Genomic DNA, 20,102 nt, shown 5'->3' on the forward strand with positions numbered 1-20,102 from the left:
TGCTAGTATTGCATTGGCAATATGGCGGGGCGACCTGCAAATACTCGTCATTCCGTTCGCTATACAGCTTCAGTTACGGCCGACAAACAACGCTTGGCAATAGAATAAACAATGAACATTATTTATAAATTTAGCTTCGGTTACGGGCTGAGGGTTCTTCAAAGACAGCCACATCGCCAAACCCTGAACGTTAGCTGCAACCGTATATGGATACCTAAACAAATTACAACTTCTATAAATGCTTGACAAGATTAAAATAGAAAATTATCGTTGTTATGACGAACACGAAATTGAGTTGAGGAACTTTTCCATAGTAGTTGGCAAAAATAACGCAGGGAAATCTACTTTAATCGAAGCTTTAAGACTAGTTTCTTTGGCTACTAGTAGATTCGGTTCTGTATCATATCAATCACATCCCAGCTGGCTTGATTTGCCTTTAATAGCAAAAGGGATAACTCCTTCATTGAAGAGTTTTGGATTTAATACTGAAAACCTTTTTCACAATTATGGCGATGCCCCAAGTGTGATAACGGCAACTTTCTCAAGCAAGCTGATAGTAACAGTATATATTGGAAATAATGCCGAACTTTTTTGTACACTTCAAAATAATAGAAGTGAGTATGTCATTACCAAAGGAGCAGCAAATCTTCTTAATATTCCTCAGGTAAACATCTTGCCACAGATTGGTTTAATAGAAAAAGAAGAAACTATTTTAGGACGGGATTATATTAGACAAAATTTGGCTACAGATTTAGCATCTCGACATTTTCGGAATCAGTTAGCACTATTATATGAGAGTTATCCAAAATTTACTGAATTAGCCGAACAATCATGGAGCGGATTAAGAATACGAACTTTTGATGGAAGAAACGGGCAACAAGGTAGCAATGACAAATTATCCCTTTTAATTCAAGATGGAAGTTTTGTTTCTGAAGTTGGATGGATGGGCTCTGGGTTACAAATGTGGTTGCAAATTATGTGGTTTCTTTCTAGAGTAAATGAAAACGAAATTATCATTCTTGATGAGCCAGATGTTTACATGCATCCAGATTTACAGAGAAAACTAATACGACTATTAAGAAGTCGGTACAAATATGTAATTGTTTCAACACATTCGATTGAAATTATTTCTGAGGTTGAACCAAATAATATTCTAATTATTGACAAACAGAAAAGTAAATCTGTTTATGCAAATAAAGTTCCTGTAGTACAAGGAATACTAAATTCGATTGGAAGTATACACAATCTCCAACTCACAAAGCTCTGGGCTTCTAAAAAACTATTAATTGTCGAAGGAGAAGACATTGCAATTTTAAAACGTCTTCAAAATGTCTTATATCCAAATACAAATGAAACATTTGACTCTATTCCTAATTTTGACATTGGTGGATGGGGAGGATGGAATCATGCCAAAGGAAGCAGCATGCTTCTAAAGGAAACAGTAGATTATAATGTAAACATTTATTGCTTATTTGATTCCGACTATCACACAGAAACTGAAGTTTCGGCTCGTTTGGCAGAAGCAAAAAAGGTAAAAGTCAATATTCATATTTGGGCAAAGAAAGAAATTGAAAACTATTTAATTATACCGACAACAATCTTACGCATCTTAAAAGAAGAAAGTAAGAAAGCTTCTCATTTGACAGTAGCTGATATTGAAAATGTAATTTCTGAAAAAGCTAAAGAAATGGAAGATGATTTAATTGACAAACTAGCGGATGGAATTCAAAAGGAAGATAGAAAACATGGAATTTCAAGTGCAAGAAGACTTGCAAAATCGAGAATTGATTCTCTCAACAATAGAGTGTGTGGAAAGGATTTGATTTCTATTTTAAGTTCGTGGACACAAGATAATTTCAAGGTTTCTTTAAGTCCGATTAAGTTAGCGTCAAATCTGCAGGTTAACGAAATAGATTTAGAAGTCAAGAAAGTTATTGGAGGAATTGAAGAATGCGTAAGTTTTTAATTAAAACATAATGAATAGATGCAAACGGCATACAACTAACATTGCATTGGCAATATGGCGGGGCGACGAATATGTTCTTAGCTTTTTGTTCGCTACTCAGCGTCGATTTCGGCTGACGGATAACGTCGAGCAACAGAATAACAATGAGTTTTAGTAATAAATTTAGCTGCGGTTACGGTCTGACGACTTTCAAATATTACCACATCGCCAATGATTTAACGTTAGCAGCAAGCATTCAGACCCATTTTATGCCTAGATTAAAACAGATTGGAAAATTATTCCCAACTCTAAAAAGAGTTGTAGCGTCATACGACCCTGCTACATTTTACATTTATCTTGAAGATATAGCAGAAGCTGATTTACTTAAAATCAGAGCTAATCCATTTACCTCTGCTAATATTGAACACATAAAGACACTTTTTCATGAGATTCGGCACTATGTTGACCACGTAGCTACTTTATGGGGACAAAGACTCATTCTTGAATACTTAAAATCCGCAAATATTAGGCTGCAAGGAGATATAGCAAACTTTAAAACAATTATTAAATATAAAAATCAAGAGAATCAGCTTTTTTACGCAGATTATTATACAGAAGAATATAACTATACCCCTGTGGACAGAATGGATAGACGTTGGCAATGGACAACGACATCGGGAATTAAATTTGATGCACAGGGGATTTCTGATGAAACGCAACCGATTCCTTTTGTTCATTTTAAATCCTTTGACAATGTCCCTTTAATGAGAATGCCTATTTCTATTGCGTCATTGCTAGAAACTAATTCTACTTCTGAGGAGGTAAAATGGCACATGGCATACATTTCTCAACTAAGCGAAACAGAACAGCCATTCCAAGTAAAATATTATGGCAATGAAACGCTTTTAAAACTACTTTATAATCAAGACTTGGCACTTTACAATGTGGCTGTTCACCTTGCTGCAAACATTTTACATATCAGCGATTTCATTGAGGCCTTTCATATTTCTTCCGCTATCGCAACTCTTACTTTGAACTTGCCGAACAACTTAGTAAAAAATATTCCAGTTAAAGACGAAAAATTTAAAGCTTGGGGAAAACGATGTCAGTCAATGTTGGACAACAATGAACATGGATTTATATATTTTTTGCTATTGGAAAACTATGCTCCAATATATAGACAAAGCAAAAAGTTTGATATAGCAGAACTCTTGCGGTCATCAAATCTGCCTGACGAGAATACTATAACTGAGCAAGTGTTAAGCGAAATAGATATTATTATAGCAGAAGCTTATCAGCAGCCAAATCTTAAAGAAGTTTTTATCCCTCATCTTGAGAATGGAAGAGGTTTCTTCAAAGACCTCGGTATTTGTTTCAAAAATACTTTTGTTGAAAAAGTAATTCTTGGCAAGACTCCGACAACTATTTGTAATGACACAGATGTAGAAATGAAATCTTACCGTGATGCAGAACTCTTTACACTAAGGCCAATAAAAGGCTTGTCAATATCTGAGTGGTACAATATATCTGCGGCAATCAATACAAAGTTGACACAATTGTATGAAGTTCGTGGAGTATAAGCCTGCAGCTAACATTGCTTTGGCAATATGGCGAGGCGAAGCAAAACAATCAGCAGCAAATCGCCAATCAGCGATTGTTCCAGCGTGACCGAACGCTATTTAGCGATAAAATAATCATTGAACATTTGTACATTTATTCAGCATCGGTGTCTAGTAGACGAACAATGAATTACCGTCATATCGCCAATGCTTTTCAATTTAGTAAACATCTTAATTAAACGATAGCACAGACTACAGGATTCGAACTCCATCAAATCTTTACGGTAGCGTATTACAGCATTAATAGACTAAAACAAACTGAACGGGCACCAACAAAAAACCCACGCTATCGCGCGGGCTTATCCGGATTTGGTCGCGGCAACTGGACAGATTTCGAACTCTTTATTAAGCAAACTAATTGAAATACATAATTTTGTAAAAAGCACTAATGATTTAAAGAAGTAATCAGTGGTAAACTAATCCGTATTTGAGCGATTAATTAATTCATAGTGGTCAGTGATAGTTATCTTGTAGTTGGATAACCATTACTGTATTGAATCAAAAAAAGCATCTATTTGGGAATCTGCAAAGTATTAAGATCGGGATCATGACAGCCATCTTTTTAGCAACCTCTGACTTGCTTTTTATTAATCGTTTCGGGAATCAAGTGCAACAATATTGGAGTGAAAAAAAGGAGTATGGCAATACGAGTTGAAACAAAACTAACCGCAATCACCAAAACATAGATGTAAATAGGGAATAGTATTCTTTGCCGAGCATTATTAAAATCGGCTTTGGAAACATACGGCTGAATGTACTTTCGCTTCCATGCGTAAGCCAACATTAATAGATTAAATAGGCTAGCCATAATGAGATTGAGGGCATAAAAAATTATGCTAAGCCGCTCATGTCTGTAATGATTGATGAATCCTGCGGAAAAAGGGATGATGCAAATAAACATCAAAAAAAATATATTCATCCAGCTACTTACTCGGTCTGTTTCCGTTATCAGGTGATGATGAAAATGCGATCCGGTCCAGAATATACCCAAAATAACAAAACTAAAAAAGTAAAATCCCAATTGCCAAATTGTGTGCGTGAAAAACTCAGAAGAAACATTCGCTGTACTCAAGCCACTTGGAATCTTTAATTCTAGTATCAATATGGTCATTGCGACTGCAAAAATTGCATCGGTGAGCATTTGTATCCTTTTTATGTCGAGTAGCTTCGCACGCTCTATTGGTTGAGATAACATTATTTTCTCTCCTTTTTAAGTTTCTCTAATTCCTGTTCCAGACGAGCCAGACGCATCCGAATATCTTCCAACTCTCTAAAAATTTTGGCCTCAAGCGCAGTACCGACCAAGCCGGATATGTCAATCTGATGCATTTTTTCCATTTTCTCATTTTCATCCATCATTTCAGTTTTACTTTACTCAGTGATTAATTTTTTTTACAAAAGAAGTCCCAGCTGAATCGTTACGACTCGGTTTTGATATTTGTTATTTACTCCGTTTTCGGTACCGGGTTTGGTATTTACCACACCATAACCATAACCGGCGTTAAGCGTTAGGCGGCTGATCTCTATGCCACCAAGGATATTGAATCCCGCGTCAAAAAGCTTGAAGTTACCTTCGTAAGTGGTTGCGCTGTGCTGGGTACTATTGCTACTATACTTGATTTTAGAGGTACTTGAAAATGTCTGACCCAAAGCTTTACCGTCGACTTTATTTCTCCCCCCGACTCCCATAGCGAAATACGGACCCGCACCAAAGAAAAGTTTCACCCTTTTTATAAGGGGTAATTTCAGAAGTAAGTTAACAGGCAGTTCAACGTATACGGGTCTGGTACTTACGCGCGTGTAATTATTACTACCCTCTTCACCAAGAACAAACTTTGAACCTTTACCGCTCACCGAAAGACCAGGTTGAATCGACAATATAGGAAGCAATGCCAAATCGCCATACACACCCGCATTAAAGGAGGCAATGGCTTGCTTGTTTTGCACCTGCCCACTATTATCAATGGTAATATTTGCCACATTCAGTCCTGCCTTAACTCCAAACTTCAGCGGTAAGGATCTTTCTGTCCGGTACTCCACTCTTTCCTGAGCGACAGCCTGTAATGCCGGTAAAGCCATTACGACTAATAGGTAACTAAATTTATTCTTCATAGTTTTCATTTTATCAATTTAAACCTCTTTACTTCTAATTAACATAACAGATATTCTGGTTGGAAAAGCCAAATCGCTTGGTATACTTAAGATCCACCCAATTGTTTAGCAAAGATCCCTTGGAAAAGGAAAGCATTCGTTACACACTTGAAGCACAATGTTCCAAAAAGAAGGCAATTTCCCCTTACGTCGTCCTGCGCCGACAAAGTGATAGCGGTACTCTCTACTTAAAAATTTGATCATTATTAATAACATATACCCCTGAAATTCCAATCAAAAAAGGCTACCTTTAGTAGCCTACCGGTTTTGCGGATTGCTTCATGCTCTATGAGAGATTTTGATTTGGTCATGAGGGTTTACTAAAACGCACAACTTTGGTCAGGCAACGATCTGCTTCCCATTTTGCCGGACATCATTCCTCATAAATGCATTTTATCCATTGTTGAAACCGTTCCTGAAACAAGTTACTTTTCTGTAGACCAGGTCCAATATCCAGAGTTTGCGTCGCCTCCGGTAACCGTGAACGCAAAGCATATACATTACTTGCATAGCCCGCTTCCTTAAGGACATTAGCTAGGCAGTACCCGGGGTGGAACTAAATTTTAGTCCGCGAATTTCACCCCCCGCCCTTCGCCAATTAAAGACTCTTTTAAAAAAATCCCAACTATGAAATGGTATATAAAATACATGGTTAGCCTTCGATGCAAAATGATGGTTGAGCAATTGCTAAGCAAAATAGGAATAGGCATTTCCTCTATAGAGCTTGGTGTAATAGATACATATTTGCCCTTGTCGCAGAAACAGCACGACGAACTAAGTGCAGGATTACGCACATTGGGGCTGGAATTATTGGAAGATAAAAAGAATATTCTGATAGAAAAAGTAAAAAATGTCATTATTGATATGATCCACCATAGCGAAGAACTTCCTCAGGAAAATTACTCAGTATTCATCAGTGAAAAAATGGGTTACGATTATGCGTACATATCAGGCATCTTTTCGGAAGTGAAAGGCATCACTATCCAGCAGTTTATCATCTTGCATAAAATTGAGCGAGTGAAGGAATTACTGTTGTATAACGAGCAAACGCTGACGGAAATTGCTTACATGATGCACTACAGCAGTGTCGCCCATCTATCTAATCAGTTTAAAAAAACAACAGGACTAACACCTACCTTCTACAAAAGGATAAAGAGAAGGCGAGAGCAGAATCTCGAAAATCTATGATATCTGTAAGCTGGACGGCAAAGGGTGTAAGGAAAAATGTCTTTAATACTATCACCTTTGCATTGTAACAATTCCGTTGCAAAAAAAGTTAAAGAATCATGGACACCAATAAAGAACAAAGTAAGCAAGTGCTCACTATTAAAGGCGATTGGACTGAGCAAGCAAAGAAGCTTCAGAGCAAATTTCCAACACTTACGGAATCAGACCTGAAGTTTGAAGAAGGAAAAGAGCACGAATTGCTTACGCGGGTTGAAAACAAACTAAATAAAAAGCGGGAGGAAGTCATTGATATCATCCACAACAGTCAAACCCAGTAATCCCGGAAAGCAACAACCTTTCTGGTTCATACGGTGAAAACAAAAAACAATATAAAACAGACAGAGCATTTTCACTCTGTCTGTTTTTCTTTCAAAAATAACTCAATGATGCGTCGAGGGCTTCAGCAAGCTTTATCGCTTAAATTAAAACAAATGAACATATATATCGGAAACATGTCTCCTAATACTTCTGAGAAAGAGATCACCGCACTCTTCACAAAATTCGGCGAAGTGAATTCAGTAAGAATCATAATGGGAAAAGAAAACCACAAGTCCAAAGGATTTGGCTTTGTGGATATGGAATGTAAAGATGAAGGGCTCAGGGCTATAGCATCGCTGGACAATAAAAAGTATAAGAATCTGAACCTCGAAGTTAGTGAGGCAACGTCGGGCTATCGTGATTCACGCGAATTATACTGAAGCGAATGCTTTTATAATTACTCTTCGAATACCAGAAAACTGGCAATAAAAACTTAATCACCACTGACCAGAAAAACGATTGCGCATGTTTTAATTTATAAGGTATGAGACTATATGTGGAGAACTTACCGGAGGCATTGGATGAACGCGAATTGTATTGTCTGTTCATAGTATTCGGGGGCATTACTGAGGTAACGATTTGCAGGGACAAAAATGGGAAATCGCTAGGCTCGGCTTATGTCGATATGCCAGAGATGGAACAGGGGAAAAATGCGGTTAGAGCATTAAACGAAATTAATTTCATGAATCATTTTCTAAGGGTCTGGGAAATAGACCACGGCTTTTTACAATAATTCAGCTGGTGAAACTTGCGGAGAGCTATCGTATACGTTCAACTTTTCATCCTCATCTCCGCATGAAGATGAGGTACTGGCAAAGCAAGCATGAGATAAATCCCAAAGCGTAAATCACAAAATATTTGATTGCCTGATGAAGAAGCAACCTTCTTCTTCTTCTGCGAACCCCTTTCGATACTCCATTAAAATTATCCATTACTATTTATTGTAAGTAAATTTGCCACACTGTAAGATTGAATGCCAGCTTCCCTCCTCAGGTCATTACATACCAGTTACGCTTCCTATTTCCTCGAATCTCAAAATACGAGTACATTCTTAATATATCTGCGAAAATGCTTACCGTTCAGATTAAACTAGCCCTGGTAAGTTTAGTACTACTTCGTAAGCTAGCGGAGGTTTCCTTCTTATCCCGGACTTAACTTATATCGGCGTAACCCACCGACATAAGATCCCAATGGGTGCATACATCCACATCATCCCAAATAATACATTCATAGTTGTTCTCCCAAACCGTACACACCTTAAGCGGAGCAGTTTTCGTACAGATGCGTTTGTATGCAGGCGATTCTACGCCTACAGGTTGGTAGAAGATCCCGATTTCATTATGTGATTTTTCGAAAAGCGGATGCCCAACCTGATCAGTCAAGTGACTTTTATCTCTGCTGAGATAAAGCGAATTCTTTTTGTCGGAAGACATAGCATAATTTGAGAGATGAAAAATCATTATAAGCACTAACTTTTACCGCAATAGTTATGTTGGCAGGAATTAGAAAAATCTAGGCGCTCGTCGAGCGGTACTTAGGTAGTTTAATAATATGGAAAAAGTTCAGGAGGCGCATGGTCTGAAAACCCATATCCCATTCAAACCATCTTGCAGCATTATTCGGGTTACTTGGGTGTTTATGGTGATTATTATGGTAAGCTTCTCCCCAGAAAATTAAATCTATCGGAAGAATATTCTTGGAAGTGTCGGCAATATCAAAATTCTCATAACCGAATTTATGTGCCCACCAATTAACGATTACACCCTGCAGCGACCCCATCGCTACAGTAAACGGGAAAAGCATCCATTGCCACCATGCTGTAGTAAGCCAAGAATAGATTATCGCATAGATAAACACCCAGCTTATCCGAGACAGGCCGCTGTGGGCAATTATATCGAAGCGCACCCATTCCGGCAGGTTCTTCTTATACTTATCATCTGTACCCAATTTTCCAGTATGCAAATTCTGATAATTTTTACGGGTCAACCACATCAGACGGATGGCATTAGGCTCGTTATACGGAGAATGCGGATCACCTACCTTATCAGTATGTGCATGATGCAGGCGATGCATCAACCCGTATGTGTAGGCACTAATATAAGAAGAGCCCTGTGTAATGAAACAGCCGATATAGAAACACCGCTCCCAAGTGCGCGACATAGTAAACATACTATGAGCAGCATACCTGTGATGAAACACCGATTGAAAAAAAAGCGAAGTATACCAATGTAGAATAAAAAAAATAAGAATACCCATAATTGAGAATTTAGAAAGACGTAGGAAAATCTCAATTATTCAGATCGGAAATAAAGAAGAAACGGACGCGATCGTTACAAGAAGACAGAGTGAAGATACCACATTCCTGTGACATTATCAAATGACATTTGGCTGCTCAATAAGGAAAGCTACACAATCTCTGAAACAATAGCAAGCCTTGGTTGCCAACCCATATCCATCAATGAGGTACGTCTATAGCACTATTACTTTCTGCGTAAGCACAATCCAGAATTAATGGTGTTAACGATAGTATCTACACACTAAATCTTAAAAGTAGGACAAACAATTAACCTCTAAACATGGATACGCATAATAATCGTATCTCGTATACTCAACACAAACAAGGAGGCTTATCCGGCCCCATAATTGTCTTTCCATTAAAGCAAAGCAAATATATTGCGAGAAAAAATTGTTTTGCTTTTTTAGCTCTATTCATCGCCTGCCAAACCTATCATGATAAAAATGTTACTAAAGTAGCTGAATGAATCTGTTTACAATTGTAGTTTTGATAATGGTAATGTACCAATTTCGGCAAAATAGTAGGTTGCGGCGGCTCTACACCTACCTTCTACATAAGGATAAAGAGAAGGCGAGAACAGAATCTCGAAAATCTATGATCTCTGTAAGCTGGTCGGCGAAGAGTGTAAGGAAAAATGTATTTAATACTATCACCTTTGCATTGTAACAATTCCGTTGCAAATAAAATTACAGAATGATGGACACAAATAAAGAGCAAAGTAAACAAGTGCTCACTATTAAAGGTGATTGGACTGAGCAGGCAAAGAAGCTTCAGAGCAAATTTCCAACACTTACGGAATCAGACCTGAAGTTTGAAGAAGGGAAAGAGCACGAATTGCTTACGCGGGTTGAAAAAAAACTGAACAAAAAGCGCGAAGAAGTGATTGATATAATCCATAATAGCCAGAAAAACTAATTCTCCCGGAATAGTAACCTTTCTCGTTTATACCGTGAAAACAACAGTGCAGAACAGACAGAGGCAGCTTCCCTCTGTCTGTTTTCTTTGTGCAAAAAAACAGTACAAATGAGGCATAAAAACTTTTCTCACGCTTAAGCATTTTAAAACCGAATAAATAAACATAGATATATCGAAAACATGCCGCTTGATACTTTTGAGAAAGAGGCTACCGCGCTCTTAAACAGTTTAGTAAAGCGAATTCAGTAATAAGTACGATGGAAAAAGAAAACTATATGGCTTCGTGGACATAAAAATTGAAGACAAGAGATTCAGAGCTATAACATAGAATAAAATTAGCTTGCGAAATAGCAATCCGGAATGAACAATAAACATTTTACTAACCCAATTGACCATTTCTGGAGCCTACGGGCCGAGGAGGTTATTAAGACCCTTGAATCCTCTGAAAACGGGTTGTCTGACGATGAGGCTGAAAATCGTTTAAAACAATACGGACTTAATACTTTCCAGAAACGCTCAAGATCATTAACATTTGTTTTGCTACTTCAGCAATTTAAAAGCCCTATCAGCATTATGCTGATTGCAGCAGCATTACTGTCTATGGTGCTTGGCGATTTCAGCGATGCAATCATTATACTATTCATCATAATTATCAGTGGCATGCTGGGCTTCTGGCAGGAACGTGGTGCAGCAAATGCGGTGGATGAGTTGCGGAAGTTGGTGCAGATAAAATACAACGTTATACGTAATTGCCAACAGATTGAAATCCCCGGCGAACTGGCAGTACCCGGTGATATTATCCTTCTTGCTCCCGGTGATATCATTCCCGGAGACAGCCTCATTTTGGAGTCTAAGGAATTATTCATTGACGAAGCTGCATTTACCGGAGAAACCTATCCAGTTGAGAAAAATATTGGCATTGTAGCTATTGATGCCCCCTTATCGCAACGCAGTAATGTATTGTTTATGGGCTCAAATGTTATTAGTGGCAGAGCTAAAGCCCTTATCGTCCGAACGGGTATACGAACTGAGTTCGGAAAGATCTCAGAGCAGCTCCAGAGGAAAATGCCAGAGACAGACTTCGAGCATGGCATACGCCAGTTTGGCTACATGCTTATGGAGATAACTTTAGTATTGGTGATCGTGATATTTGCTATCAATATGCTATTGCATAAACCTGCTCTCGATTCCTTTTTATTCTCGCTGGCCCTCGCTGTTGGTCTTACGCCACAATTACTTCCAGCTATCATTAGCGTTAATCTATCGGTAGGTGCACGGGCAATGGCAGCCCGACAAGTAATCGTAAAACGCATTTCTTCCATAGAAAATTTTGGAAGCATGAATATTCTTTGTTCTGACAAAACAGGTACGATCACGGAAGGTAAAGTTGCAGTAAAAGATGCTTTGGATTTAGACGGCAACCATTCTGAAAAAACACGGCTTTATGCATGGCTAAATGCATCGTTGCAACAGGGTTTCAAAAATCCTATCGACGAAGCGATCCGGGTAGATTTTCAAGGTGATCTTCAGGGATACCATGTACAATCTGAAATACCCTATGATTTTATCCGAAAACGACTATCTATACAGTTAAGAAAAAATGGTGCAAATTTCACCGTTACAAAAGGAGCTTTAAATAATATAATTTCCGTATGTGATAGTGCTGAAATAGCCAACGGCAATGTATTACCACTTCAAGACAAGCTGGATGCTATTAACGCACAGTATAAGAAACTTAGCGCGGCGGGTTTAAGAGTATTAGGACTGGCTTATAAGTTAACTAACGACGACAAAGATATTACAAGGGATGATGAAACCAGCATGGTATTCTTGGGATTCATTACGTTGTTCGATCCACCGAAGAAGGACGCACAACAAACAATTCAAAATCTGCATGAATTAGGAGTCCAACTTAAGCTGATCACCGGCGACAATGCGCTCGTTGCCGAAAGTCTGGCACAACAAATTGGTATTAACGACGCGAAAATCCTTACCGGATGGCAGATGCGTGAAATGAGTGATCGCGCTCTAATACATGCTGTATCTAAAACAGATATTTTCGCCGAAGTAGAACCCAACCAGAAAGAACGCATTATTCTGTTCCTGAAAAAATCAGGCAATGTGGTTGGCTTTATGGGGGATGGCATAAATGACGCACCTGCATTGCATGCTGCTGATGTCGGCATATCGGTAAATACAGCTGTTGACGTAGCTAAAGAAGCTGCCGATATTGTGCTGCTAACCCCGAATTTAAATGTTCTGATTACTGGAATAGTCGAAGGGCGAAAGACATTTACTAATACCATGAAGTATGTTTTCATGGCTACCAGTGCGAATTTCGGCAATATGTTTAGTATGGCAGGAGCATCTTTACTTCTTCCCTTTTTACCATTATTGCCGAAACAAATCCTTCTTACTAACCTCCTGACCGACTTTCCGGAGATGACTATTGCTACAGACCGGGTAGACAATACTGCCGTAGCGAAACCGCATAAGTGGGATATTAAATTTATCCGGAAGTTTATGATTGTTTTTGGGCTTCTCAGTTCAGTTTTTGACTTTTTCACTTTTGGCATACTGCATTATATTTTAAAAGCAGACGAAAAGATTTTTCAGACGGGCTGGTTTGTGGAATCAGTTATCTCGGCCGCTTTGATCGTTTTGGTAATGCGAACAAGATTGCCATTTTTTAAGAGTTTGCCAGGGAAGTATTTAAGCATTGCTACCTGTACAATTATTTTAACCGTGATAACATTACCCTATCTACCATTTGCTACTTTGTTTGCTTTTGTCCCATTACCGCTTAAATACTACGGTTGGATGTTTATTATCGTTACCTTTTATATTATTTCGGCAGAAATCACCAAACAGTGGTTCTATAAGAAAATGAAAATAAGTGCATATTAGCAAGTGACGATGCGTGCATATGGTGCGAGCCAAGTGTGTTGTCAGTCAGGGCAAAGATTATACACTGCGGGATTAGGTAATCAGGCTTAAAATAGAAAAACGGATAAAATTTTATCCGTTTTTCTAAAATTTTAGAAAAGTCGTCCTGTCGGGACAATTTTCGAACCATTTTTTGGAAGACTTAAGAAAATTAGTTTTCGACAACACCTTCTAAGTGTCTGAAAATCAACCAAAATATCAAAAGTATGGATTGCGCACTCAATGCTAAGATTTATTATGTTTAAATTGGTTCGAACTTATTGAATCGCTTCCCCTGCATGGAAAAAATTAAGAGCAGTGAAGTGTGGGGAAAATTTCTGCTACATCATTTGACTCCTCAATAATCCATTGATTATTTTGGATAAGTTCATTTATTATCTTTTGTTGCTTGGAAGTCAATAAAGAGTCTATATTTCTACCTTTAGTCGTCCATTTACTATTATGCTCAGTTTCGTCAATATCTCTTGGAGCGCCGTTGGGTGTGAGAAGTTGAATTGTTGGTATCTTCTCTTTCACCAATGGATAAATGATAAATAGACCATCAAAATCCCAATCACAGGAATAGTAAATCGGCAATCCTCTTGGATCAGAAAAGTCCAGTTTATTCACATTTTTACCCCCAGCATACCACAATTCTATATTATTAGCCCTAGCCAATGTAGGACGCTTCAAAAAGTCAATATTTTCACAAAGTACAATGCACTTAGGATTGTTGCATTCAAGCACATATTTGTATTGTAAATCTTTATCGTCCGCTAACGCCTCAATCCGCAAGAGTGTTTTTACAGCATTAATTAAAGCCTCCTTTCCCAATAGATACTTTTCGTTTTTGAAAAACATAAGGGATACAATTCTAACAGTTGCTTCCTTTTTGATTATTTGCTCCCTGAGTGGCAATAGGTTGCCAGTATCCATATCTTCTTTTATCCTCATCAATACTTTAATATCGGACTCTTCAAAACGAAGCTGATGTTTTAATAGTTCATTATCTGACAAAAAGGCTTTATAGTGGTTATACTTTTCCAGATAATCTTTTTCATAAATCTCAGTAAAGCCGTGTAAAGTGAAGAGTTTATTATGTGACCTATCAATTATCCGAAGGGAGTTAATCAGGTAATTAATTTCACCGCTTTTTGCCAGGGTATCGTTCAACTTTACCTCGCCATTTGTATATAGATTATTTAATGCCCTTAACTCAATCCAATTCATTTTGCAATTCTGTTTATATAGATGTTCAGATCTTCATTGCTATCTTTTGTCTTAAAATAAGAAGCTGAAGGGCAGTAATTAATATTATCATCCTCTTTTCCCTTAATCAAATGATGAGCATACCACTCATCAGACAATCCGATGTTGAATGTATGCGGAGCCATTGTTATAATCTGATATTGAAATTCCTCTGCAATGGCAGGGAAAGTATTAAAATTCGTATTATCAAGACTTCCCAATTCCTCCAGAATAATAAACCTTAAACCATTACGCTTTTCTTTTTGCACAGCAGAAAGTCTCGCGATGCCTAGTAATGCAATAGCAGAATAAGTTTCTCCGGTACTGCCAGGAACCTCTGTTCCAAACTGGTCTGTGAGTTTAGCTGACAGCTCGAAGTATGTTTTTGGATTTAGCAATTTATCAATCGGAATTTTGTCTTTGATCTTTGCTTGTTTCCTGAAGAAATCTTCAATAAAGTCAACTATAGATTGACCAAAGTGTAGTTCTCCTTTTGTTGCAGTATTCCTGACCTCATAAGCCATCTGTTTGATATAATCAATCTTTATTTCTTTGTTACCATCAAATTCGAGTTTGAAATAAAACTTCCCGCTAATTTTTCGGTCAACAAAAAATGCATTTATTCTTTTTACCTGGTCATCATATTTGTCATAGCGTTCAGTAGTTCTACTGAATATTTTAATCATATTGTCCCTGATACCATTGGCTATGGTCGTTCGGGTTTGATTGGCCTCCTGTAAAGCTGTAGCAATATCATCGGTAGATTTGATTTTGCTTCCCAATAATGCTTCTTCCAAAACCCTGAATGAAAAACCCTGGTCTTTAATTGCTAATTGAACTGCCGGGTTCTTTTCATTACTCGTTTCTTCAAATGAATTAGATATTCCAATAAATGTTGTTTTATATTCTTCCCATAACTCATTGTAGTTTTGTCCCAATTCTTCAATATCATTGGGTGTTAAAGGAAAATCTTCTACGTTTTCCTGGAAATCTTTGTAGTAAGCACTATTGAGCGTATCAAATTCCGTTTGCTTTTTTATCAGATTGCCGATAATGATTTGCAAATCCTGCTTATCACGCTGTACATCATTTTCCAGAGATTTGAACCTGCTTTGTTTGGCTCCTTTTTGTTCGTAAAACTTATCTTTCTTATCGCTCCATTCTTTACGAATCTTCAACAATTCCTTTTTTACAACTTCAGGCTCATCGTATTCAACCTTAAACCTGTTTTTAATTTCCGATAATTCCTCTTCCTCCCTTTTCTTTTGTGCTTGTAATTGAGTAAGCCTTTCGTCAATCTGCAAGATACAAGCTACTGCGTTTCTTAATTTTTCGATATTGCTATTTTCGACAATTGCTATATCGAAGGAATAGTTAAAAAGGCTGGTATCATAAGATTTTCCATCTGCGATATGCTCCAATGCTTCCAACTTGCTATTCATCGAGTTGATTTCTGCATTCAACTTATTGATTAATTGTTGAACCGATTGCTGCAGATTCGCTCTATCTCCCAATAGCGCTGCATCAGGATTCAATTGGATGAACTGACGTAATGCGCCTAATTTCAGCCAAAGTCCTTTTGGGGATGAGTTAGCTTCAAAATCTTTGATTAGTTCATCGGGATTAATGTATTGAAATGAACCGTCCGGATTAGAAATTTCAGAAACAGGCATGGTAGCGTAATATAAAATAGCCTGTAATTGCTCATCATTTAACGTTGGTAGATTCTTGAGATACCAATATAAAAGACCATCTTCATCATTGTCCTGTAATAATGACAACAGCTTTTCTTTGGCGGCTTTTTCCTCTTTTAAAGAGGATTTTAATTCATCCAAAATCTCAGATTGTTCTTTTCTGATTCGGACAATGTTTTTAAGTACTTTATACTTTTCAAGATACGGTTTCGCAAAAGCGATTTCTTTTTTTATAGTTTCATTATTCCTGTTTGAAATATCAATTCTTTGTATCTCATTTCTCCAGCTATCATCTACTTCAGGAAATATAAACATTTTAAGCTCGGTGATATCTTCACCCAACTTTTCTATACTGTTTGCCAACTCTTCATAGCGGTTGAACATATTAAAGTTTGTATCCGCTTCTTCATAACCTTGTTTTACAGTTTTTTCTTCCGCTGGAAGGTATTCGATAGCTGTTTTAAGATCATCAAGTTCAATTTGAAGGGTTGCTACCACTGTCTTGCCTTCTGCTTCTTTATCCTGTAATTGCTTTAATTCGATATACGCGTTTTGTAGTTCAGCTTCTTTAAACGATTGGAATTTTGCTTTATGAGACTGCTCCAATTCCCTTAAGCTGGTTAATCTTTTTTGCTTGTTGGATAGGTTCTGAATGTCTTTATTGAGACTTTCATATTCTCTCAAAATCTTTTCGAGTTCGGATTGCTCTTTCTGAAAATTGGCAAGAATATCTTCGTCAGATTCTTCAAAGAGAAATTCTTTTAAGTTTCTGGACGCTTGGTTACCACTCAAATTCAGTGTTTTAGCTTTTGAAAAAGATTGTATAACCTTAGCAAAGGCTTTTAGATTTTTATCCTGGCTGAGATTCAGAGGAAGGATGTTTTTATCATAAAGGAACTTATAATAGGTATTGACGCCTTCATTATTACCGAAGAAGTTTAGCCGAAGTCCATGCTTTTCGTAAAGGAATGTCGCCAAATCCTGTATATCTACTATTTCTTTCTCACCAGATTCTTTTTCTTTCAATACGTCTTTGGCGAAGATCAGCCCGTCTTTTTCAAGAGCCAGTTCATTTATCCTAAGGTTTATATCTGCCTGCTTAGTGATAACAAATGGAATAATACGCTTGCTTTTCTGACTGCTTATCTGTATTCCTATAGTTATAAATTTGCCTGAATCAACTTCGATATTCAAAAAGCAATAGGCACATTTAGTTTTGTACGGAAGCGTACTGATTTGCCTTTCTTCTTTTTTTACACCATCAGTCCCGAATTTGACAAGATCCTTATCATATACAAATATCATTTGGAGTAAATCTGCAATAATGGATTTCCCCACGCCATTGGAGCCAACAAAATCTGTTCTTGTCGGATGAAAGAGGTAATCGTGTATATAATGCTTCAGAACACCTACGGTGGATAAGGAGTAGATTCTTGGATAACTCATGGCGCTTCATCATTTTTAAGTTGCTGGCTAAATGCACTAAAATCCTGAAGCTCCTTAGTGTACAGTTTGGCCAAACGGTGAATAGCTGGTCTTATTTCAAAAACCAGGTCTTCGTTCTTTCCCGATTGTTTTTCTACCCAGCCTAACTTATCAAAATTCTCAATCGTTTTGCTGAATTTTGTATGCACTTCATTCCATTCCTTCTCATCATAAGACGCTCTGATGTCATTGAACAAAATCCGTTTGTATGCTTCCTGATGATCACTCTCTAATATTTGTGTTTTGATGTCATTCCAGTAAATAATCTTTTCTTCGTCAAAATACTTCTGGTAGTACATATCTAAAAGCGTCAATCCAATCAGTGTTTGTAATTCAGTAAGTTCTTTATTACGGCTTGCATCACTTAATTTCCCCTTCCCGTTTTCTGCGAAGTCGAGATAATAATACCGGCTTCCGTCAGAGATATCGAAAACGAGATTTAGCCTGTACAGATTGCTGTAAAAAATGCTCCACTGCGGTTCATAGCTTTCCAATACGGTATATTCCGTGTAATACTTGTGGTCAATATGTTTGCCCGATAATAGCAGTATATTGATGTTTGCAAAATGTTTTTCAACGCGCTCCTCCGTTAGAAAAGAATAATCGCTTATTTCATGATTTTCGTTTTCCATAGGGATAGGTTTTGTTGTGATAAGGAAATGATTTTTTGTTCTACATCGATCAATACATTGCTATTCTCCGAAGTGTAAGCTGTCATACGAGATGCTACCTGGTAAGCCATAGACAGGTCTTTTTCTTCATCCACGATACTATTCATAAGTTCATCTACAGATAACTGACCTTTGCTTTCCAGAATATCTTTGGCTTTATCAACCCATTGATTGATAATTTGCTGGCGGTTGATTTCTTTTGCTATTTTCTGCTTTTCATTACGTTCATACGTTTCATCAACCTCAATATTTACAATGATATTTGGTTTCGGAGGTTCAAACTCGTAATGTTTTGGGTACAATATTCGAATAGGCTCATATACCACTTGCTTTAGCGGAAAATTATTGCTAAACCTGACGCCTTCGGTAGTATATTGTGAACTTTCCAAGAGTGTTCGATGCAGTTTTTTTAGTTGTAACCTAAAAAAAGCTCGTGCAGAAAACTGCTCCTGCAACTCGGTCAGTTTTTCACTGGCGTGGTTGATTTGTCTGCGGATAATGTATACTTTACGGTCTATAGAATTGAAAAATTCCCTTATATCCGTAAATATTTCCTCTGCCCTTTCCCAATCACTTTTACTTTTGTGTACATTATTTGTATCGAATTTCCCATCATCTTCCATTTTTCTATAAAATTGATCTACTATATTTAGTAGGTCATTAAGAAATTTATCTTTGGAGATAATCGACTCCGTAATATCTTCTGCTCTTTCTCCGAACTTTCTAAAGACAACAGTAAAATCCTTAACTAAAGAAGTGGCACTTTGCTCATCTTCTTTTCGGAGAATATCGTTTAGCTTTTTGTAAGCTTCCCGTAATTCATCCTCCAATGATTCTAAATGATCTGTGATAATTTGCTTTGAACCTTGAATGAATATTCTTCCGAACTTCCTTTCAAGATCTTCAACGGTCTTTATTTCGCCGTGACGTAGAGTAAATGAATCCTGAACACTTTTTTTGAGAGGATGATTTTTGTACGGATTTTCTAACTTACTTATCATCAGATCCACTACATTTTTTGCGTAGTCCGTCAGATAATATTTCCAAGGCTCATCAGGATGGCTCCGCAGGAAATAGTGAAATAGATTGTCTTTAATATTGCTCCATTGCCGAACAGAATCCAGATGAAAATCAGTTTTTATATCCGTCAGAATCTGATTGATCTCTTTTTGTGTAAAGTATTCTTCGATTTCTCTGTTTTTGAGTTTTTCATAAAGAGCAATAATCAAATAGCCTCCATCAAATTTTGAAGGAAGAAGGAGATCGTATTTGTTATATAATTCTCTTTTTCTCAACACACGAGCCAACTATTGTTATAAATTTTCATACAATTCAAATTTATTAAAAAAATGATATTTTCCTAATCTGCAACTAACTGTTCTCGCCAACACAAAACGGCACTCTACATATGGTGATCGGCATTCATTCGGCAATACCGCTCAGTTTTAAGAAAGTTGCACAACCGTTAACAATGCAGTGACCTTGAGCTATCGTGAAGCTAGAATATTTTAAAGATTAAGTCATACGGCTATGATATAGCAGCTACCAATTTGTTGTAGTTGTTTATAACAACCTCTCTGGCATCTTCGAGATATACTGCTCCTTTCA

Annotated in this window: 16 protein-coding genes; 8 read left to right on the forward strand and 8 right to left on the reverse strand. The window is 37.3% G+C overall.

Translation table 11 applies throughout. The features are described 5' to 3' along the window. The first annotated feature begins 238 nt into the window (after nt 1–238). A complete protein-coding gene (locus ABD846_RS11620) occupies nt 239–1,966 on the forward strand; it encodes an ATP-dependent nuclease (RefSeq protein WP_344827038.1) in 1,728 nt (575 codons plus the stop codon). 143 nt (nt 1,967–2,109) lie between these two features. Next, nucleotides 2,110–3,525 (forward strand): hypothetical protein, encoded by a 1,416-nt coding sequence (locus ABD846_RS11625; protein ID WP_344827042.1) that lies wholly within the window; start codon nt 2,110–2,112, stop codon nt 3,523–3,525. A 601-nt stretch (nt 3,526–4,126) separates the two neighbouring features. Here the strand turns inward: ABD846_RS11625 and ABD846_RS14765 are convergent. The 3 genes from ABD846_RS14765 to ABD846_RS11640 are packed head-to-tail and all read right to left on the reverse strand — an operon-like array spanning nt 4,127 to nt 5,685. Continuing rightward, the gene (locus ABD846_RS14765) at nt 4,127–4,759 is read right to left on the reverse strand and encodes a TMEM175 family protein (protein WP_425568038.1); all 633 of its coding nucleotides are present in this window, start codon (nt 4,757–4,759) and stop codon (nt 4,127–4,129) included. Further along, nucleotides 4,759–4,923 carry a hypothetical protein gene (locus tag ABD846_RS11635; protein ID WP_344827047.1) on the reverse strand — a complete coding sequence of 55 codons (165 nt, stop codon included), beginning with the start codon at nt 4,921–4,923 and terminating at the stop codon, nt 4,759–4,761. Before ABD846_RS11635 ends, ABD846_RS14765 begins: the two co-directional genes overlap by 1 nt. A 33-nt stretch (nt 4,924–4,956) precedes the next feature. Further along, nucleotides 4,957–5,685 (reverse strand): porin family protein, encoded by a 729-nt coding sequence (locus tag ABD846_RS11640; RefSeq protein WP_344827050.1) that lies wholly within the window; start codon nt 5,683–5,685, stop codon nt 4,957–4,959. Nucleotides 5,686–6,342: 657 nt separating this feature from the next. Between ABD846_RS11640 and ABD846_RS11645 the strand changes: the two genes are divergently transcribed. From ABD846_RS11645 to ABD846_RS14770, 4 genes are all read left to right on the forward strand, one after another. Beyond that, entirely contained in the window at nt 6,343–6,903 is a 561-nt protein-coding gene (locus ABD846_RS11645; RefSeq protein ID WP_344827053.1) for a helix-turn-helix domain-containing protein, read from the forward strand. A 98-nt stretch (nt 6,904–7,001) separates the two neighbouring features. Further along, on the forward strand, nt 7,002–7,220 hold the full coding sequence (locus ABD846_RS11650; RefSeq protein WP_344827057.1) for a hypothetical protein: 219 nt from the start codon (nt 7,002–7,004) through the stop codon (nt 7,218–7,220). A 153-nt stretch (nt 7,221–7,373) separates the two neighbouring features. Then, entirely contained in the window at nt 7,374–7,640 is a 267-nt protein-coding gene (locus tag ABD846_RS11655; protein ID WP_344827059.1) for an RNA recognition motif domain-containing protein, read from the forward strand. Nucleotides 7,641–7,744: 104 nt separating this feature from the next. Continuing rightward, the gene (locus ABD846_RS14770; RefSeq protein WP_425568039.1) at nt 7,745–7,993 is read left to right on the forward strand and encodes a hypothetical protein; all 249 of its coding nucleotides are present in this window, start codon (nt 7,745–7,747) and stop codon (nt 7,991–7,993) included. A gap of 779 nt (nt 7,994–8,772) precedes the next feature. Here ABD846_RS14770 and ABD846_RS11660 read toward each other — a convergent pair. Beyond that, a complete protein-coding gene (locus tag ABD846_RS11660; protein WP_344827062.1) occupies nt 8,773–9,516 on the reverse strand; it encodes a fatty acid desaturase in 744 nt (247 codons plus the stop codon). Nucleotides 9,517–10,249: 733 nt separating this feature from the next. Here ABD846_RS11660 and ABD846_RS11665 point away from each other — a divergent pair. Together ABD846_RS11665 and mgtA are read left to right on the forward strand one after the other, a co-directional pair. Next, a complete protein-coding gene (locus tag ABD846_RS11665; protein WP_344827065.1) occupies nt 10,250–10,471 on the forward strand; it encodes a hypothetical protein in 222 nt (73 codons plus the stop codon). A gap of 360 nt (nt 10,472–10,831) precedes the next feature. Next, on the forward strand, nt 10,832–13,378 hold the full coding sequence (gene mgtA, locus ABD846_RS11670; RefSeq protein ID WP_344827069.1) for a magnesium-translocating P-type ATPase: 2,547 nt from the start codon (nt 10,832–10,834) through the stop codon (nt 13,376–13,378). A gap of 327 nt (nt 13,379–13,705) precedes the next feature. Here mgtA and ABD846_RS11675 read toward each other — a convergent pair whose 3' ends face one another. The 4 genes from ABD846_RS11675 to ABD846_RS11690 are packed head-to-tail and all read right to left on the reverse strand — an operon-like array spanning nt 13,706 to nt 19,789. Next, a complete protein-coding gene (locus tag ABD846_RS11675) occupies nt 13,706–14,626 on the reverse strand; it encodes a hypothetical protein (protein ID WP_344827072.1) in 921 nt (306 codons plus the stop codon). Then, nucleotides 14,623–17,784: an AAA family ATPase gene (locus ABD846_RS11680; RefSeq protein WP_344827075.1), complete on the reverse strand. Its 3,162-nt coding sequence runs from the start codon at nt 17,782–17,784 to the stop codon at nt 14,623–14,625. Before ABD846_RS11680 ends, ABD846_RS11675 begins: the two co-directional genes overlap by 4 nt. Continuing rightward, complete coding sequence (locus ABD846_RS11685; RefSeq protein ID WP_344827078.1) at nt 17,781–18,455, reverse strand: condensin complex protein MksE; 675 nt, start codon at nt 18,453–18,455, stop codon at nt 17,781–17,783. The genes ABD846_RS11680 and ABD846_RS11685 overlap by 4 nt, the downstream gene beginning before the upstream one ends. After that, nucleotides 18,431–19,789 (reverse strand): hypothetical protein, encoded by a 1,359-nt coding sequence (locus ABD846_RS11690; RefSeq protein WP_344827082.1) that lies wholly within the window; start codon nt 19,787–19,789, stop codon nt 18,431–18,433. Before ABD846_RS11690 ends, ABD846_RS11685 begins: the two co-directional genes overlap by 25 nt. Nucleotides 19,790–20,102: the final 313 nt, after the last annotated feature.

It is taken from the genome of Rurimicrobium arvi (assembly GCF_039540495.1).
In the GTDB taxonomy this organism is placed as follows: domain Bacteria; phylum Bacteroidota; class Bacteroidia; order Chitinophagales; family Chitinophagaceae; genus Rurimicrobium; species Rurimicrobium arvi.

Bases quoted from the DNA above. Each gene is read 5' to 3' on its own strand.
- ABD846_RS11665 (WP_344827065.1), top strand. From the start codon at position 10,250: ATGATGGACACAAATAAAGAGCAAAGTAAACAAGTGCTCACTATTAAA.
- ABD846_RS11655 (WP_344827059.1), top strand. From the start codon at position 7,374: ATGAACATATATATCGGAAACATGTCTCCTAATACTTCTGAGAAAGAG.
- ABD846_RS11660 (WP_344827062.1), bottom strand. From the start codon at position 9,516: ATGGGTATTCTTATTTTTTTTATTCTACATTGGTATACTTCGCTTTTT.
- ABD846_RS14765 (WP_425568038.1), bottom strand. From the start codon at position 4,759: ATGTTATCTCAACCAATAGAGCGTGCGAAGCTACTCGACATAAAAAGG.
- ABD846_RS14770 (WP_425568039.1), top strand. From the start codon at position 7,745: ATGAGACTATATGTGGAGAACTTACCGGAGGCATTGGATGAACGCGAA.
- ABD846_RS11635 (WP_344827047.1), bottom strand. From the start codon at position 4,923: ATGATGGATGAAAATGAGAAAATGGAAAAAATGCATCAGATTGACATA.
- mgtA (WP_344827069.1), top strand. From the start codon at position 10,832: ATGAACAATAAACATTTTACTAACCCAATTGACCATTTCTGGAGCCTA.
- ABD846_RS11675 (WP_344827072.1), bottom strand. From the start codon at position 14,626: ATGAATTGGATTGAGTTAAGGGCATTAAATAATCTATATACAAATGGC.
- ABD846_RS11620 (WP_344827038.1), top strand. From the start codon at position 239: ATGCTTGACAAGATTAAAATAGAAAATTATCGTTGTTATGACGAACAC.
- ABD846_RS11625 (WP_344827042.1), top strand. From the start codon at position 2,110: ATGAGTTTTAGTAATAAATTTAGCTGCGGTTACGGTCTGACGACTTTC.
- ABD846_RS11645 (WP_344827053.1), top strand. From the start codon at position 6,343: ATGAAATGGTATATAAAATACATGGTTAGCCTTCGATGCAAAATGATG.
- ABD846_RS11640 (WP_344827050.1), bottom strand. From the start codon at position 5,685: ATGAAAACTATGAAGAATAAATTTAGTTACCTATTAGTCGTAATGGCT.
- ABD846_RS11680 (WP_344827075.1), bottom strand. From the start codon at position 17,784: ATGAGTTATCCAAGAATCTACTCCTTATCCACCGTAGGTGTTCTGAAG.
- ABD846_RS11650 (WP_344827057.1), top strand. From the start codon at position 7,002: ATGGACACCAATAAAGAACAAAGTAAGCAAGTGCTCACTATTAAAGGC.
- ABD846_RS11685 (WP_344827078.1), bottom strand. From the start codon at position 18,455: ATGGAAAACGAAAATCATGAAATAAGCGATTATTCTTTTCTAACGGAG.